Source organism: Luteimonas changyuni (assembly GCF_039548395.1).
In the GTDB taxonomy this organism is placed as follows: domain Bacteria; phylum Pseudomonadota; class Gammaproteobacteria; order Xanthomonadales; family Xanthomonadaceae; genus Luteimonas.
The window spans coordinates 1-16,060 of sequence record NZ_JBCLUZ010000048.1; the positions used below are offsets into that span (position 1 = coordinate 1).

General features: G+C 71.1%; 16 protein-coding genes, 1 tRNA gene, 1 pseudogene and 1 riboswitch. Of the genes and pseudogenes, 4 read left to right on the plus strand and 14 right to left on the minus strand.

The features are described from left to right. Positions 1-182: 182 nt before the first annotated feature. Entirely contained in the window at positions 183-599 is a 417-nt protein-coding gene (locus WCD84_RS13850; protein ID WP_343281747.1) for an RNA-binding S4 domain-containing protein, read from the minus strand. 49 nt (positions 600-648) lie between these two features. Between WCD84_RS13850 and WCD84_RS13855 the strand changes: the two genes are divergently transcribed. Further along, positions 649-2,169 carry an MATE family efflux transporter gene (locus WCD84_RS13855; RefSeq protein WP_343281748.1) on the plus strand — a complete coding sequence of 507 codons (1,521 nt, stop codon included), beginning with the start codon at positions 649-651 and terminating at the stop codon, positions 2,167-2,169. A 57-nt stretch (positions 2,170-2,226) separates the two neighbouring features. Here the strand turns inward: WCD84_RS13855 and rplS are convergent, their stop codons facing one another. From rplS to moaA, 12 genes and pseudogenes are all read right to left on the minus strand, one after another. Continuing rightward, positions 2,227-2,649, minus strand: coding sequence for a 50S ribosomal protein L19 (gene rplS / locus WCD84_RS13860; protein ID WP_343253547.1), 423 nt, complete (start codon positions 2,647-2,649; stop codon positions 2,227-2,229). A gap of 135 nt (positions 2,650-2,784) precedes the next feature. Beyond that, the gene (gene trmD / locus WCD84_RS13865) at positions 2,785-3,582 is read right to left on the minus strand and encodes a tRNA (guanosine(37)-N1)-methyltransferase TrmD (RefSeq protein WP_343253705.1); all 798 of its coding nucleotides are present in this window, start codon (positions 3,580-3,582) and stop codon (positions 2,785-2,787) included. A 56-nt stretch (positions 3,583-3,638) separates the two neighbouring features. Then, the gene (gene rimM / locus WCD84_RS13870; RefSeq protein ID WP_343253548.1) at positions 3,639-4,151 is read right to left on the minus strand and encodes a ribosome maturation factor RimM; all 513 of its coding nucleotides are present in this window, start codon (positions 4,149-4,151) and stop codon (positions 3,639-3,641) included. A 37-nt stretch (positions 4,152-4,188) separates the two neighbouring features. Next, the gene (gene rpsP, locus WCD84_RS13875) at positions 4,189-4,452 is read right to left on the minus strand and encodes a 30S ribosomal protein S16 (protein WP_343253549.1); all 264 of its coding nucleotides are present in this window, start codon (positions 4,450-4,452) and stop codon (positions 4,189-4,191) included. 105 nt (positions 4,453-4,557) lie between these two features. Further along, positions 4,558-5,346, minus strand: a complete 789-nt coding sequence (locus WCD84_RS13880) for an aminotransferase class IV (protein ID WP_343281749.1) — start codon at positions 5,344-5,346, stop codon at positions 4,558-4,560. Positions 5,347-5,417: 71 nt separating this feature from the next. Continuing rightward, entirely contained in the window at positions 5,418-6,785 is a 1,368-nt protein-coding gene (gene ffh / locus WCD84_RS13885; protein WP_343253551.1) for a signal recognition particle protein, read from the minus strand. A gap of 102 nt (positions 6,786-6,887) precedes the next feature. After that, positions 6,888-7,289 carry a hypothetical protein gene (locus WCD84_RS13890; RefSeq protein ID WP_343253552.1) on the minus strand — a complete coding sequence of 134 codons (402 nt, stop codon included), beginning with the start codon at positions 7,287-7,289 and terminating at the stop codon, positions 6,888-6,890. An 86-nt stretch (positions 7,290-7,375) separates the two neighbouring features. Continuing rightward, positions 7,376-7,882: pseudogene (locus WCD84_RS13895) on the minus strand (molybdenum cofactor biosynthesis protein MoaE); the annotation flags it as partial. Positions 7,883-7,884: 2 nt separating this feature from the next. Then, positions 7,885-8,145 (minus strand): MoaD/ThiS family protein, encoded by a 261-nt coding sequence (locus WCD84_RS13900; protein WP_343253553.1) that lies wholly within the window; start codon positions 8,143-8,145, stop codon positions 7,885-7,887. Next, positions 8,142-9,404: a molybdopterin molybdotransferase MoeA gene (locus WCD84_RS13905; protein ID WP_343253554.1), complete on the minus strand. Its 1,263-nt coding sequence runs from the start codon at positions 9,402-9,404 to the stop codon at positions 8,142-8,144. The genes WCD84_RS13900 and WCD84_RS13905 overlap by 4 nt, the downstream gene beginning before the upstream one ends. Continuing rightward, complete coding sequence (moaCB, locus tag WCD84_RS13910) at positions 9,401-10,426, minus strand: bifunctional molybdenum cofactor biosynthesis protein MoaC/MoaB (protein WP_343281750.1); 1,026 nt, start codon at positions 10,424-10,426, stop codon at positions 9,401-9,403. The genes WCD84_RS13905 and moaCB overlap by 4 nt, the downstream gene beginning before the upstream one ends. Positions 10,427-10,433: 7 nt before the next feature. Further along, positions 10,434-11,414, minus strand: coding sequence for a GTP 3',8-cyclase MoaA (gene moaA, locus WCD84_RS13915; RefSeq protein WP_343253556.1), 981 nt, complete (start codon positions 11,412-11,414; stop codon positions 10,434-10,436). Beyond that, a riboswitch (molybdenum cofactor riboswitch) is annotated at positions 11,406-11,552 on the minus strand. Its footprint overlaps the gene before it by 9 nt. Before the next feature lie 92 nt (positions 11,553-11,644). Here moaA and WCD84_RS13920 point away from each other — a divergent pair. Further along, complete coding sequence (locus WCD84_RS13920; RefSeq protein ID WP_343253557.1) at positions 11,645-12,427, plus strand: cytochrome C assembly family protein; 783 nt, start codon at positions 11,645-11,647, stop codon at positions 12,425-12,427. 86 nt (positions 12,428-12,513) lie between these two features. Here the strand turns inward: WCD84_RS13920 and radA are convergent, their stop codons facing one another. Next, complete coding sequence (gene radA / locus WCD84_RS13925) at positions 12,514-13,893, minus strand: DNA repair protein RadA (RefSeq protein ID WP_343281751.1); 1,380 nt, start codon at positions 13,891-13,893, stop codon at positions 12,514-12,516. Positions 13,894-14,030: 137 nt separating this feature from the next. On the opposite strand from radA, the gene WCD84_RS13930 reads away from it, so the two are divergent. Together WCD84_RS13930 and WCD84_RS13935 are read left to right on the plus strand one after the other, a co-directional pair. Further along, complete coding sequence (locus WCD84_RS13930; protein WP_343253559.1) at positions 14,031-15,731, plus strand: GMC oxidoreductase; 1,701 nt, start codon at positions 14,031-14,033, stop codon at positions 15,729-15,731. 43 nt (positions 15,732-15,774) lie between these two features. Further along, a tRNA-Thr gene (locus WCD84_RS13935) sits at positions 15,775-15,850 on the plus strand. Positions 15,851-16,060: the final 210 nt, after the last annotated feature.

A 16,060-nucleotide genomic window follows, 5' to 3' on the forward strand; every position in this document is an offset into this window, starting at 1 on the left:
AGGCAGGGGGGATGCCCAGAGCCGGCCATGGATGGCCGGCGGCCGGAACTGGGAGCAGGATGCGCATATTCCGGCTGGGCATCCCCCCTGCCTCCACGGCGGGCAGCGCGCGCCCCACCCTCCCGAAGCAATCACCCGCAAGCTCCACGCAATCGGGAGAAGAACCGTTTTTTCGTGGCCGCTCAGCTGGCGTCGATGTCGCCGAGGGCGCGGATCAGCCGCCGTGCGCGCTTGTCCGGGCGGTGCTCCGGCGCGCGATAGCCGTCATGGGCGGCACGGCGGGCGAGCGCCGCCTGTTCGCGTGCATGACGGGAGGCATCGGACTCGCGGTACAGGAGTCGCGCAACCGGGGCCGGGCCGCGGTCGTCGGAAAGCCCCAGCACCTCGACCTCGAACGCGTCCTCGCCGCGCACCACGCGCAGTGCATCGCCCACGCGCACCGTGCGCGAGGGCTTGGGCCGCTGGCCGCCGACCTCGACCTTGCCGTTGTCCACGGCCTGCCTGGCCAGCGTGCGCGTCCTGAAGAAGCGCGCAGCCCACAGCCAGATGTCGATGCGTACCCCGGCCGCCGGGGCCGGTGCCTGGTCCTGTCCGGTCATGCCCCGATTCTAACGCCGGCCTCGACATCGCTTCTGGCACGATGCGCCCATGGCAAAACCTTCGACGCGCGACCTCACCTCGGGCGCCATCGCCCCCACCCTGCTGGTCTTCGCGCTGCCGATCCTCGCCGGCAACGTGCTGCAATCGCTCAACGGCTCGGTGAACGCGGTCTGGGTCGGGCGCTTCCTGGGCGAAGAGGCCCTGGTCGCCACGGCCAACGCCAACAACATCATGTTCTTCCTGCTGGGGTCGGTGTTCGGCATCGGCATGGCCGCGACCATCCTGGTGGCGCAGGCCATCGGTGCCCACGACCCGGTGCGGGCGCGGCGCGTCATCGGCACCAGCGCGAGCTTCTTCGGCGCGCTGTCGCTGCTGGTGGCTGCCGCCGGCCTGCCGCTGGCGCGCCACACCCTGGACTGGATGGGCACGCCGGAGGCTTCGCTCCCGCTGGCCGAGGCCTACCTCCAGGTCATCTTCCTGGCGGTGCCCTTCATGTACATGTTCGCCTTCCTCACCGCGGTGCTGCGCGGTGCCGGCGACACCCGCACGCCCTTCGTGTTCCTGGCGGTGGTGGTGGTGGTGGACATCGTGGTCAACCCGGTGCTGATCTTCGGGCTTGGTCCGTTTCCGCGGATGGGCATCGCAGGCTCTGCCGGCGCGACCCTGGTGGCGAATGCCTGCAGCCTGGCGGCGATGCTGGCCTGGCTGCGCTGGCGCCGGCACCCGCTGTGGATCCCGCGCGCCGAGGTCCGCGCCTACCTGCCCGACCCGGCCATCGTGCGCGCGCTGGTGGTCAAGGGCGTGCCCATGGGCCTGCAGATGATCCTGGTGTCGCTGGCGATGCTGGTGATGATCAGCATGGTCAACGGCTACGGCGTGGATACCGCATCGGCCTATGGCGCCACCCTGCAGCTGTGGACCTATGTGCAGATGCCGGCGATGGCGATGGGCGCCGCCTGCACTTCGATGGCGGCGCAGAACGTCGGCGCCGGGCGCTGGGACCGGGTCGGCGGCACCATGCGTGCCGGCGTCGCCTTCAACTTCCTGCTGACCGGCGCCCTGATCGCACCGCTGCTCTTGTCCGGCCCGCGGATCCTGTCGCTGTTCCTGCCTCCGGGCAGCCCGGCGATCGAGGCCGGCCAGCACATCAACCTGATTGCGATCTGGTCGTTCCTGTTCTTCGGCGTGACCTTCGTGGTCTCGGGCGTGGTGCGCTCGACGGGCGCCGTGGTACCGCCGCTGCTGATCCTCGTGGTCGCGCTGTGGGGCATCCGCGTGCCCTTCGCCAACCTGCTGCAGCCGGCGCTGGGGGCGGATGCGATCTGGCTGAGTTTCCCGGCAAGTGCGCTGTGCGCGATGGTGATGTCGCTGGCCTACTACCGCTGGGGCCGCTGGCGCGAGGCGCGCATGCTGGGCGGTGACGGCGACATCGACGCGGTCGCGATCCCGGCCGAGATACCGGCGCAGCCGCCGGCACCGGTGGCCGACGCCTGCCCGCGCATGGCGCCGAGGACGGACGCGGCGGCCGTGCCGACAGGCGTGCCGGTGGCCGCATCGGCAGCGGATTGAACGCTGAAACGCGAACGGCCGCCCGAAGGCGGCCGTCCGGTGAAACGCGTGTCCGGCTTAGCCGGCCGACGCTGCCGCAGCGGCTTCGGCGGCGGCCTTGGCACGCGCCTTGGCGTTGCCGGCCAGGTCTTCCTTGATGCGCGCCTTGCGGCCTTCGAGCTCGCGCAGGTAGTAAAGCTTGCCCGCGCGCACCGCGCCGCGGCGCTTGACCTCGACCGAGTCGATGGCCGCGCTGTGGGTCTGGAACACACGCTCGACGCCGAAGCCGTGCGAGATCTTGCGCACGGTGAAGGCGGAGTTCAGGCCGGCATTCTTCTTGGCGATCACCACGCCCTCGTAGGCCTGGAGGCGCTCGCGATTGCCCTCCTTCACCTTGACGTTGACGATCACGGTGTCGCCGGGACCGAAGACGGGGAATTCGCGCGTGACCTGCTCGGTCTCGAAGTTCTGCAGCAGGGTATTGAGTGAGGGCTTGTTCATGGTCGTGGTTGCCTGTGCCTGTTGGTAGTGCCCTGTGGGCTGTTATAGCGCGAGTGCACGTGGACCCGCGTCTTGGCGTGGTTACAGCTAGCCGCGCATTGTAGCGTGGTTTCTTCCCTGCCTGCCAGCGGCGCGTTATCCGGCCGGGCGCTGGCGGTCGCCGACCGGAGCCAGGCCGGCTTCGGCCAGCCATTCGTCAAGCAGCCGGCGGTCGGCCCGCGACAGCGCGCCGGGATCGATCAGGTCCGGGCGGCGCAGCCAGGTCCGTCCCAGCGCCTGCTGGCGACGCCAGCCTGCGATCGCTGCGTGGTTGCCCGACAGCAGCACCGGGGGAACCGCACCCAGCGGATGTTCGACCGGGCGCGTGTAGTGCGGACAATCGAGCAGAAGCGGTCCCCCGTCCCCGTCGGCCGCGGGTTCGAAGCTGTCCTGGGCAGCCGACTCCGCATCATTCAGGGCCCCCGGCAGCAGGCGGGCGACCGCATCGACCACCACGGCCGCGGCCAGTTCGCCGCCGGACAGCACGTAGTCGCCGATCGACAGCTCCTCGTCGACCTCGGCCGCGAGCAGGCGCTCGTCCACGCCCTCGTAGCGTCCGCACAACAGCACGAGGCGCGGCAGCGAGGCCAGCTCGCGGACCCTGGCCTGGTCCAGCGGCCGCCCCTGCGGACTCATGTAGATCACGTGCGCGGGCGACGGGTCGGCGACGCGCGCGGCGGCCAGCGCGGCGCGCAGCGGATCGATCAGCATCACCATGCCCGGCCCGCCGCCAAAGGGGCGGTCGTCGACGCGGCGGTAGTTGCCTTCGGCATGGTCGCGCGGGTTCCAGCCGTGCAGCGACAGCAGGCCACGCCCGGCGGCACGCCCGACCACGCCGTGGCCGGCAACCTGGGACACGAAGTCCGGGAACAGGCTGATGACGTCGATGCGCATCGGGTCGCGCGTGGCGGCGCCGGCGTCGACGGCGTCGCTTGCGCCCGCGGCCATGCCTAGAACTCCGGGTCCCAGTCGACCGTGACCAGGCCGGCCTCGAAATCGACCGAGACGATGTAATCGGGGGTCACGAAGGGAATCATCCGTTCGCGATCGCCCACGGCCACCAGCACGTCGTTGGCGCCGGTGGCGAACAGGTGCGACACGGTGCCGAAGTCGACGCCTTCGACATTGGCCACGCGCAGGCCTTCCAGGTCGACCCAGTAGTATTCGCCGGGCGCCGGTGGCGGCAGCACTGAGCGCGGTACCAGGACTTCACTGCCGCGCATCGCCTCGGCGGCGTCGCGGTCTTCGATGCCCGGCAGCGTCACGACCAGGCCCTTGGGGCTCTCGCGGCCCTGCGCACCCGACAGCTCACGCTCGCGACCCTGCGCATCGCGCAGGATCCACGGCTGGTAGCGAAGGATCGCGCGTGCCGGCTCGGTGAAGGATTCCAGCTTCAGTTCGCCACGCACGCCAAAGGCGCCGTGGACCCTGCCCAGCAGGATGCGGCGCCCGGTGGTGTCCATGAAGGTTGTGGCCGCGCGCGGACGCGCGGCCCGGCCATCAGGCGGCGGGGGCCGCCGCGGCGCCGGTCGCTTCCTTGTACAGGTTGCGGACCTTGTCGCTGACCTGCGCACCCTGCGAGACCCAGTGGTCGACGCGGGCGGTGTCGAGCACCACGCGCTGCTCGGCGCCCTGCGCGACCGGGTTGTAGTAACCCACGCGCTCGATGTTGCGACCGTCGCGCGCGCTGCGCGAGTCGGTGACGATGATGTGGTAGAAGGGGCGCTTCTTGGCGCCGCCGCGGGTGAGGCGGATCTTGACCATGGTGGTTTCCGTATTGCCCAGTCGCCAGGGTGGCGAGGTAAGCCGGGAATTATAGCGCAGGCCGCCGCCGCGCGAAACACCCGCGACCGCCGCCCGACCCTGCGCCTAGAAGGCCTCCCAGGGAACGGCGGCCAGCAGGTCCCCCAACGCGCCGCCGAACCCGGCATCACCGGCAAACACATGCGCATCGATTGCCGCGACGGCGCGGATCCCGCTCGAATTCACCGCGAACGCGGCGCGCTGCCCGGCCAGATCGCCCAGGCGTACCGGCACGTGCCGGCTGCGGATCCGGGCGTCATCGAGCGCGCGCTCCAGGAGCCGCCTGGTCACGCCCGGGAGCGCCGGAGCCCGGGGCCAGGTCACGGTCTCCCCGTCCCAGAAGGCGATGCTCCAGAAGCTTCCCTCGGCAATGCACCCGTCGGGGGCGACCAGGAGCGCATCGTCGTAGCCCGCCGCCTGCGCCTGCGCCCGCATGGCGAACTGGGGCTGCAGGGCGAGATGTTTCACCAGCGGGCAGGCGCGAAGGCGGTGATGGCTGCGCACGCGAAGCGGGGACGCGGGAACCGTACGCGGTGGCTCGATCCCGACGTCGACGCGCAGCAGCCGGGCGGAGTCGCCCTGTGCCGAGGGGTCGTACCGGAACGGCGAAGCGGCGGCCGCGCGGTCATCCGCTGACGCCCCGCGACCTGCGGGACGCACGCAGATCCTCAGCGTGCAATCGGCGCGGTCATCACGCTGCAGGAAGGCATTGCGGATCTCCCGCCGCAACCGGCCCTTGTCCGTGCCGATCCGCCACAGGTCCTCGGAGGCGTGGCGCAGCCGCAGCAGGTGCAGGTCGCGCCCCTGCACCCTGCCCGCGCGCATCTGCAGGCTGGTGAAGTGGCCGGCGTCCACGGGATCTTCCGCGGAGGCGGCAAGGCCTTCGGACACCGCCGGATCCTCCGCCATGCGACGCGTTCCGGCGCTCAGCGGAGAGGCATGCCGCCGCGCCCGCCCATCATTCCCTGCAGGCCGCGCATCATGCCCTTCATTCCGCCGCGGCCCAGCTTGCCCATCATCTTTTCCATCTGCTGGTACTGCTTCATCAGCTTGTTGACGTCGGCCGGCGTGACGCCGGAACCGGCGGCGATGCGCTTGCGGCGCGAGCCGTTGAGCAGCGCCGGATTGCGGCGCTCCTTCTTCGTCATCGAGCCGATGATCGCGACCATGCGCGGCACTTCCTTGCCGGTGACCTGGTTCTTCACCGAATCCGGGATCTGGCCCATGCCCGGCAGCTTGTCCATCAGGCCGTGGATGCCGCCCATCCCCTGCATCTGCTCGAGCTGGTCGCGCATGTCGTTGAGGTCGAATTTCTTGCCCTTGGCGACCTTCTCGGCGAGCTTCTGCGCCTTGTCCTTGTCGACCTGGCCTTCCACCTGCTCGACCAGCGACAGCACGTCGCCCATGTCGAGGATGCGGCTGGCGATGCGGTCAGGGTGGAACACGTCCAGGCCGTCGACCTTCTCGCTGGTGCCGATGAACTTGATCGGGCGACCGGTGATGTAGCGCACGCTGAGCGCCGCGCCGCCGCGGGCGTCGCCGTCGGTCTTGGTCAGCACCACGCCGGTCAGCGGCAGCGCCTCGCTGAAGGCCTTCGCCGTGTTGGCCGCGTCCTGGCCGGTCATGGCGTCGACCACGAACAGGGTCTCGACCGGCTTGACCGCGGCGTGCAGCTCCTTGATTTCGGCCATCATCGCCTCATCGATCGCGAGGCGGCCGGCGGTGTCGACCAGCAGCACGTCGATGAACGACTTGCGCGCATCGGCGATCGCCGCGCGGACGATGTCGGCAGGCTTCTGCGAGGCGTCCGAGGGGAAAAAGCGCACGTCGACCTGCTTCGCCAGCGTCTCCAGCTGGGCGATGGCGGCGGGACGATAGACGTCGGCGCTGACCACCATCACCTTCTTCTTGCGCTTCTCCTTCAGGAGCCTGGCCAGCTTGCCGACGGTGGTGGTCTTGCCCGCGCCCTGCAGGCCGGCCATCAGGATCACCGCCGGCGCCGGCACGTTGAGGTTGAGGTCGGAGGCTGCCGCGCCCATCACCGCGGTCAGCTCGTCGCGCACGACCTTGATCAGGGCCTGGCCGGGGGTCAGCGACTTCAGGACCTCCTGGCCGACCGCACGCACCTTGATGCGTTCGATCAGGGCCTGGACAACGGGCAGCGCGACGTCGGCTTCCAGGAGCGCGATGCGCACTTCGCGCGTGGCCTCGCGGATGTTCTCCTCGGTCAGGCGGCCGCGGCCGCGCAGGCGCTCCATGGTGCCGGAGAGTCGCTGGGTGAGGGATTCGAACATGGAGGACGCCTGGCAGGGATCTGTGGACCGCCAAGTATAGCTTTCAGCCGGGAGCCCCTCGCGGGCCCGCCGGGGAGTCGCGGCCGGTCGGCCCGGCGCCGGTCAGTCGGGACGCGGCGCGGCGCGGCGGCGCGGTGGACCGCGGCGGCGGACGCTGTCGCGGACGTCGACTTCGAAGGCGAGCCTCAGCGCCGCTTCGCCGCCGGGCAGCGCGAACTCCAGGGCATCGCGGCATGGCAACCGGGCAACGTAGTCGCGGACCTCGGCCTCGGGAAGGCTGAAGGTCCACGCTCCGCCATCGGCGTCGAAGCGCGCAGCGGCCCTGCCCCCGTCGCTGGTCGCGGTGGTGGCCGCGTCGCCAGCCAGCAGCCGCAGCCGCTGGCAGGCCACGGCGCCCGGCGCCGCCTGCGTGCGGTTCACCACGTCTTCGCCAGCCAGCAGCCGCGCCAGTTCCTCCTCGTCGATGCGCAGGCGCAGCGATGGGCCTTGAAGCTGGACTTTCATCGCCGCGTGGCGGACGGAAGCGACGCCCCGCCTTCAAGCGTCGAAGCCGCGCCAGCCCGCCGGTCATCGTGACGATCGGCACCGGCATGATCGTGCCCGTGTCCGTGCCCTGCGCCGTCGCCATGCGCATCGCCGCTGGCGTCGTCGACGCCGCACAGCGAGCAACCTTCGCTCCAGACGCTGTCGCCGTCCTCGTAGTGCTCCTGCTTCCAGATCGGGCTGGTGTGCTTCACCTGCTCGATCAGCTCGCGGCAGGCGCGGAAGGCCTCGTCGCGGTGCGGGGTGCCCGCGGCCACCACCACCGCCAGGTCGCCCACGCCGAGGCGTCCCCGGGCATGCGCGACGTACAGCCGGACCTTCGGTCCGAAGCGGGCATCGATCCCTTCGGCGATGGCCCTGAAGCCGTTCAGCGCCAAGGGCTCGAACATGTCGTAGCTGACGCCGGTGACCACGCGGCCGTGGTTGAGGTCGCGCACGCGGCCGATGAACATCGTCATGCCGCCGAAGCCGGGATCGGACACGAACTCGAGCGCCGAGGCGGGATCCAGCGGGCCGTCGGCGATGTCGGTCACCGCGCAGTGGAAGCGTTCCATGTTCAACCTCCGCTCACCGGCGGCAGCACGGCCATCGCCACGCCGGGGACCAGGGCCTCGGCATCGCGCATCACCGTGCTCTCGCTCGCGAAGGCCGAGGCCTTCAACAGTTCCGGCCGGAACGCCGGCCAGTGTTCGCGCGCGTGGTGGTCCAGCGCCTCGCGCAGGTCGGCCACGCGCGCGCCGTCGGGCACCTCCAGCTCGACCAGCGCCGCGGGATCATGCGCCCGGAACGCACCAAACAGGCTCAGCTGCACCTTCACTCCGGCACCCCTCCGATCAGCGGGGCCTCGAGGTGCCCCAGGCCATGGACATCCACCATCCCGCCCGCCTCGAGCGCCATCGATTCCGGCGGCACCACGATCCAGGCGTTGGCCGCAAGCAGCGGCAGCACCTTGAATGATTCCTGCCCCTGCAGCACCCGGGCACGCAGGCAGCCGTCGACAAGCTCGACCCGCCCCTTGAGGTGGAAGCGCAGCGGCGCGCGCTTGCGGTAGGCGTCGGCCAGCGGCATGCGCAGGGGGCGCTCGGCCGCCATGCCCGCCATCGCGCGCAGGGCGGGCTCGGCGAAGAACCGCAGGCCCACCGCGCTCGACACCGGATTCCCGGGCAGCCCGAAGAACAGCGCGCCGCCGGCCAGGCGCGCGAACAGCAGCGGCCTGCCGGGACGGATCGCGACCTTGTGGAACCGGATGTCGGCGCCGATGCCGCGCAGCGCGTCGGGCACGAAATCGTGGCGGCCCATCGACACCGCGCCGGTGCTCAGCACCACGTCGGCACCGGCCCCGAGCGCGCGCTCGAGCGCGGCCAGGAACATCTCCGGCTCGTCGCCGACGGTCTCGCGCAGCACGATGTCCGCGCCCGCCGCGGCCGCGCGCGCGGCCAGGAACGGCCCGTTGCTGTTGCGGATCTCGCCCGAGGCCAGCGGACGCGCCGCGTCGTCGACCAGCTCGCGGCCGGTGTTGATCACCGCCACTCGCGCCCGGCGCCGCACCGCCACCGCGGTGACGCCCAGCGAGGCGAGCACCATCAGCTCGGCGGCCCCGATGCGGCTGCCGGCCGGCACCGCCGGCGCGCCGCTGGCGATGTCCTCGCCGCGCAGGCGCACGTTGTCGCCAGGAGGCACGTCGGCGGACAGCCGGATGCGCAGCGGCCGCCCGTCTTCGTCGCGCTCAAGGACCTCCACGCGCTCCACCGGCACCACGCTGTCGAGCCCGCCCGGCATGCGCGCGCCGGTCATGATTTCCCAGGCGCCGTCATCGGCCGCGGCCGCCTCGTCGCCGGCCACCTGCGCGCCGGAGACGTCGAACTCGCGGCCCGCGGCCAGCACCTCGCCCGCGGCGCGCAGCGCGAATCCGTCCATCGCCGAGTTGTCGAAAGGCGGCAGGTCCGCTTCGCTCGCGACCGCCTCGGCCAGCACCAGGCCCAGCGCGTCCTCTGGAGCGCGCCGCTCGATCGCAAGCGGCGCCGCCTCAGCCAGGACCATCGCCAGCGCCTCGTCGTACGCGAGGGCCGCGCTCACGGATGCCCCCCGCCATCGACCATCGCCAGCGCATGCGCCAGCAGCGGCGCCAGGATGTCGATGCCCTGCTGTGCCGCGCGCCGGCTGCCCGGCAGCGCGAACACCAGCATGCCGCCGACCTGCACCACGTCGGCCCGGCTGAGCCAGGCCAGCGGGGTGTGCTTCGCGCTCTCGCTGCGGAACATCTCGGCGAGCCCGTCGACGCCGCGATCGGCCACCGAACGCAGGGCTTCGGGCGTGTGGTCGCCGGGGCCAAGGCCGGTGCCGCCGGTGGTCAGGCAGATGCGCACGCCTTCGGAGGCGAGCGCGCGCAGGCGCCCGGCCAGCGGCTCGATGCCGTCGGGCAGCACCTCGGCACCGGCCACGCGTGCACCAAGGCGGCGCAGGCCGTCGACCAGCAGCGGGCCGGACAGGTCCTCGTATTCGCCGCGGCTGGCGCGGTCGCTGAGCGTCAGCACCGCGCACGGCACGCCGTCCAGGCGGGCAAGGTCGCGCGGCCGGTAGTGCGCGCGTTCGTCGCCGTCCATGCCGTCGGGGTGCAGCCACAGGCCGCTCTTGCCGCCTTCCTTGAACAGCAGGCGGATGCCTTCGATGGCAAGCGCCGGCTCCACCGGCTTGGTCAGGTCGTACAGCGTCAGCAGCGCTGCGTTCACCCCTGCCAGCGCTTCCATCTCGACGCCGGTGCGGGCTTCGGTGGCGCACTCGCAGTACACGCGGATGACATGGCGCGCCGGCACCGGCACGCAGCGCACCTGCACCAGCTCCAGCGGCAGCGGGTGGCACAGCGGCATCAGCGCGGACGCCATCTTCGCGCCCTGCAGGCCGGCCACCTCGGCCATCACCAGGGCGTCGCCCTTGGGCAGGCGGCGCTCGACGATCATCGGGAAGGCGGCCGCGCCGGCCATCAGTTCGCCGACCGCGACCGCGCGCCGGCGCGTGGGGCGTTTGTTGCGGATGTCGGCCATGTGGAAGGCCGCGGGTTCGCTGGTCACGCGCTGTCCGCCCATGCTGTCGTCCGTCATGCGCCGCTCATCCGCCAATGGAGGCGAGGTGCGGGGTGAGGCCGGTCTCGCCCTGGTGCAGGCCGTGGCCGGCCGCCTTCAGTCCGAGCTGGGTGCCGATGCGCGCGACCAGCGCGCCGTGGTCGTCGTCGGACTGCAGCAGCGGGCGCAGGCCGATGCCGAAGTCGCCGAACAGGCACAGCCGCAGGTCGCCGCGCGCGGTCACCCGCAGGCGGTTGCAGCCGGCGCAGAAATCCTTCGAGTAGGGCGCGATGATGCCGATGCGGCCCCGGTAATCCGGATGCGAATACTCGCGCGCAGGGCCGGCGTCGGGCGCGCGCGGGCGCAGCGTCCAGCCGGCTTCGACGATCTGCTCTTCCAGGGCTTCGGCGCGCACGTGGTGACGCTCGAAGAACTCGAGGTTGTCGCCGGTGCGCATCAGCTCGATGAAGCGGATGGCGACGTCGCGCTCGCGAAGGTAGTCGAACCAGCCGGGCAGCTCGTCGTCGTTGCGCCCGCGCAGCAGCACCGCGTTGAGCTTGACCGAATCGAAGCCCAGGCCCAGCGCCATCTCCACGCCCTCGGTGACCTCGGCGAAACGGTCGTGGCCGGTGATCGCGCGGAAGCGCTCCGGGTCCAGCGTATCCAGGCTGACGTTGAGGGCCGTCAGGCCGGCCTCGCGCCACTCGCGCACATGGCGCGGCAGCAGGGTGCCGTTGGTAGTGATGGCGATGCGGCGGACGCCGGGCACGGCGGACACCGCGGCGATGATCGGCAGCAGGTCCTTGCGCAGCGTCGGCTCGCCGCCGGTGAGCCGGATCTTGCTCATCCCCAGCGCCGCGAAGGCGCGCACCAGGCGCTGGACCTCATCGAGTTCGAGGAAGCGCGGACGCCCGTCCGCCTGGTAGCCGTCCGGCAGGCAGTAGCTGCAGCGGTAATTGCAGGCCTCCGTCAGGGAGAGGCGCAGATAGGGGAACGACCGTCCGAAACGGTCGACCAGGGCAGCCATGTTGTCGCTCCATTCCGGGACAAGGGAGGCCGGCCCGTTTCCAGTCCGACCCGGTGGCCCGCGAAGGCCACGGCCCGGTCGCCATATCCAGTGGACTATCCCACCGGACCCAGGCAGCCGGGCTTGGAGTGCCACGGGGCCGAAGCCCCGCTTGTGGACAGCATAGCGCGCCCGCCGCACAGCGTCGCCGCCCCGTTCAGGCCGGCCGGCGCCTATGCGACACTGCGCGGATGATTCCCGTCCTCATCGCGATCGTTCTCTACCTGGCGGCCGCCGGCCTGCTGGTGCGCGGAATCCGGCGCGGCCGGCGCGCCAGCGCCTGGCTGCTCGCGGCGGGCGGCGCCATCCTCGCGCATGCGCTCGAACACGTGCTGGCCTGGCGTGCGCTTGGCGGCGCCGACATGCATTTTTTCGCGGCGATTTCGCTGGTCACCCTGGGCATGGCGGCGCTCACCGCTGCAGTTGGCGCGCGCGGACGCACGGGCTCGCTCGGCGTCGTGGTGTTCCCGCTCGCAGCGCTGGCGCTCCTCGGCAACCATCTTTACGGCCACCTGCCGCCGGAACCGCTGGACTGGCGGCTGCAGCTCCACGCCTGGCTCGCACTCCTTGCCTACGCCACCCTGGCCGTGGCCGCGCTGCTGGCGGGAATGCTCTGGCTGCAGGATCGAGCGCTCAGTCGCCGCGAGATCCACCGCTGGCTGCGCGCCCTGCCGCCCCTGGTCGAACTTGAAACCCTTCTGTTCCGCACCATCGGCACCGGCTTCGTGCTGCTGGCCATGACCCTGCTGACCGGCGTGCTGTTCGTCGAGGACCTGCTCGCCCAGCACCTTGCGCACAAGACCGTGCTCAGCGTGCTGTCATGGCTTGTGTTCGGCGTGCTGCTGCTGGGCCGCTGGCGCTTCGGCTGGCGCGGGCGCAAGGCGGTGCGCTGGACGCTGGCCGCCATGGCGCTGCTGGTGCTGGCCTTCTTCGGCAGCAAGTTCGTGCTGGAGCTTGTCCTGCAGCGCGCCTGACGGTGCCGGCATTGTTGTGGGAGCGGCCATGGCCGCGATGTCGATCCGCAAGAACAGCTGCGGCTGCGCCGGCAACAACCCGCCCCTCAGCCCGCGGCGTCGATGGCGTCGGCCAGCCGCTCTACGCCCACCACTTCAAGATCCTTGTAGCGGCCGGCCTTGGGCGCATTCGCCTTGGCCACGATGGCGCGCTTGAAGCCGTGGGTGGCGGCTTCCTTCAGCCGCTCCTCGCCGTTCGGCACCGGCCGGATCTCGCCCGACAGGCCGACTTCGCCGAAGGCGACCGTCTTGTCCGCCAGCGGCCGGTCCTGCAGCGATGACAGCACCGCCAGCAGCACAGGCAGGTCGACCGCGGTTTCCTGCACGCGGATGCCGCCGACCACGTTGACGAACACGTCCTGGTCGCCGACCGCGATGCCGCCATGCCTGTGCAGCACCGCCAGCAGCATCGCCAGGCGGTTCTGTTCCATGCCCACCGCCACCCGGCGCGGGTTGGACAGCGGCGACGAATCCACCAGGGCCTGCACTTCGACCAGCAGCGGGCGCGTGCCCTCACGGGTCACCATCACGCAGCTGCCGGGCTGGCGCGTGCCGCCGGAAAGGAAGATCGCCGACGGATTGGGCACTTCCTTCAGGCCCTTGTCGCCCATCGCGAACACGCCGAGTTCGTTGACCGCGCCGAAGCGGTTCTTGAACGCGCGCAGCACGCGGAAGCGGCTGCCGGAATCGCCTTCGAAGTACAGCACCGCATCGACCATGTGCTCGAGCACGCGCGGGCCGGCGATGCCGCCCTCCTTGGTGACGTGCCCGACCAGGAACACCGCGGTGCCGGTCTCCTTGGCGTAGCGCACCAGGCGCGCGGCGGACTCGCGCACCTGGCTGACCGAACCGGGCGCGGCGGTGAGGGTCTCGGTCCACAGGGTCTGCACGGAGTCGGCCACGATCAGCTTGGGCCGGAGCCTGGCGGCATGGCCGAGGATGTGCTCGACGCAGGTCTCGGCCAGCGCGTTCACACCATCCAGCGGCAGGCCGAGGCGGTGGCCGCGGCCGGCAACCTGGGCCAGGGATTCCTCGCCGGTCACGTACAGCCCCGGCAGCGCCGCGGACATGCTGGCCACGGCCTGCAGCAAGAGGGTCGACTTGCCGATGCCGGGATCCCCGCCGACAAGGACCACGGCGCCCTCCACCAGACCGCCGCCCAGCACGCGGTCGAACTCGCTGATACCGGTGGACACGCGCTGGTCGTCGACCTGCAGGACGTCTTTCAGCGGCGTGACCTTGGGCGCCTCGGCCTTGCCCGCCCATCCGCCCCGCCGCGCGGGCGCTGCGGCCTTGGACGAGGCGGCGGTCTCCAGGACGATCTCCGACAGCGTGTCCCAGGCACCGCAGGCGCCGCACTGGCCCTGCCATTTGCCCGAGTCGGCGCCGCATTCGGTGCAGACGTAGGCGGTGCGGGCCTTGGCCATGAACAAGCTCCGGTAGAAAGATGGAGTGAGGATACCGGCCCGCCATCGCGCGGAGTGAGACCGCCCCGATGGCGGGCATGTGTCCGCTGCGGGAGGCACTCGGCGTTTTCACGACTGGTGCCAGCGCGATCGGCGGCATGCGATGCCATGAAGGAACCCTCGTGATCCTCGACTACCTCGACCCATCGGCACCCGACGATTACCAGTGCCACGTCTGCATCATCGGTGCGGGACCGGCCGGCATCGCGATCGCCAGTGCGTTTGCCAACAGCCGGTTCACCGTGTGCCTGCTCGAAAGCGGAGGCCTGGAGAGCGAGCGCAGCGCACAGGCGCTGAACGAAGGCGAATCCGTCGGCACTTCCGCGCTCGACCCCCACCTGTGCCGGCTGCGCGCGCTGGGTGGCAGCTCCCGGCTCTGGGGCGGCGGCTGCGTGCCGCTGACGCGCCTGGACCTGGCGGCGCGCGACTGGGTGCCAGCCAGCGGCTGGCCGATCGGCTTCGACGAGCTCGCCACCTGGTGCGGCCACGCGCGGTCCACGCTTCGCATCGATCCACGCCATGGCATCGCCGACGGCAGTTTTGGCAACGCGCACTTTCCGCATGCGCTGCCCCTGCTGGAGGAATGCGCGGTGGACCGCGTATGCATCGAGAGCCCGGTCTTCTTCCAGGCGCATTACCGGTCGCTGCTCGAAGAGTCGGACAACATCACCCTGCTGTTGCACGCCAACCTCATGGAGCTCGCGGCCGCGCCGGACGCCGGGCGCGTCCAGGACGCGCGCATCGGCAGCCTGGACGGCCGCCGCGGCACCGTGCACGCGCGCCACTACGTGCTCGCGGCCGGCGGCATCGAGAATGCGCGCCTGCTGCTGCTTTCCGATGGCGCGCACCCGCGCGGACTGGGCAATGCCCATGACCAGGTCGGCCGCCACTTCATGGATCACCCGCGATGCCTCGCCGGACAGGTGCTTGGAGGGAACCTGGACGCGCTGCTGCGCCCCTACGACCGCGACAGCCAGCGCGAGTCGCGCCCGCTCTATCGCGAACTCGCGCTGGCCGACAGCGCGCAGCGCCGGCTGCGCCTGCTCAACGCCCGCGCCCGGCCGATGCCGGTGCTCGATTTGGCGCCTGCCGGGCTGCAGGCACTGCGCGACCTCCGCGCCACCTTCCGCACGCCAGCGGCCATCGACGCCAGCGGAGTGGAAGGTGACATACAGCGCGCCCTGGCCTCGGGCCTGGGCGGCTCACCCGCGTCCGTGCCACCGCCCGCCGGCGGCGCAAGGCGGGCGCGCCTGGCGATGCGCATTGGCATGAACGCCGGCCACGTCGCGGGTGCAGTCGCCCGCAAGCTTCGCCATCGCTCCGTCGACAGCGTCAGTTCCGTGGACCTGATGGCCTATTTCGAGCAGGCACCCAATCCCGAGAGCCGGATCACACTCGGCGAATCACGCGACGCCCTGGGACAGCGCAAGGTCCGTGTGGACTGGCGCTTCACCGACTTCGACTACGCCTCGTTCCGCACCAGCGCCAGCCTGCTCGGCCACGAGGCCGCGCGCTGCTGCGGCGGCCGCTTCGAGCCTGCGCCCTGGATCGCCGACGCGACGCAGCGCCCCGGCCTCGTGGGCACGGCCCACCACATCGGCACCACCCGCATGTCCGACCGGTCCAGCGATGGCGTCGTCGACCGCGACTGCAGGGTGCACGGCCTTGAAAACCTGCATGTTGCCGGAAGCTCCGTGTTTCCAACCGGCGGCTGGGCCTTTCCCACGTTCACGATCGTGGCCCTGGCCATGCGCCTGGCCGACCGGCTGCGCACCGGCCTGGAGGTGGTGGGCCTGTGATGCTTTGACCGGTGTGCCGGCCGCCCCTACAATATGCGGCTCCGCCGGAATAGCTCAGTTGGTAGAGCGGCGCATTCGTAATGCGTAGGTCGTAGGTTCGATTCCTATTTCCGGCACCAGCATCATGAAAAAGGCCGCCCCCGGGCGGCCTTTTTTTGGTTCTTCTCCCGATTGCGTGGAGCTTGCGGGTGATTGCTCCGGGCGGGAGTCCGGGAGGGTGCGCGCTGCCTGCCGTGGAGGCAGGGGGGATGCCCAGCCGGAATATGCGCATCCTGCTCCAAGTTCCGGCCGCCGGCCATCCATGGCCGGCTCTGGGCATCCCCCCTGCC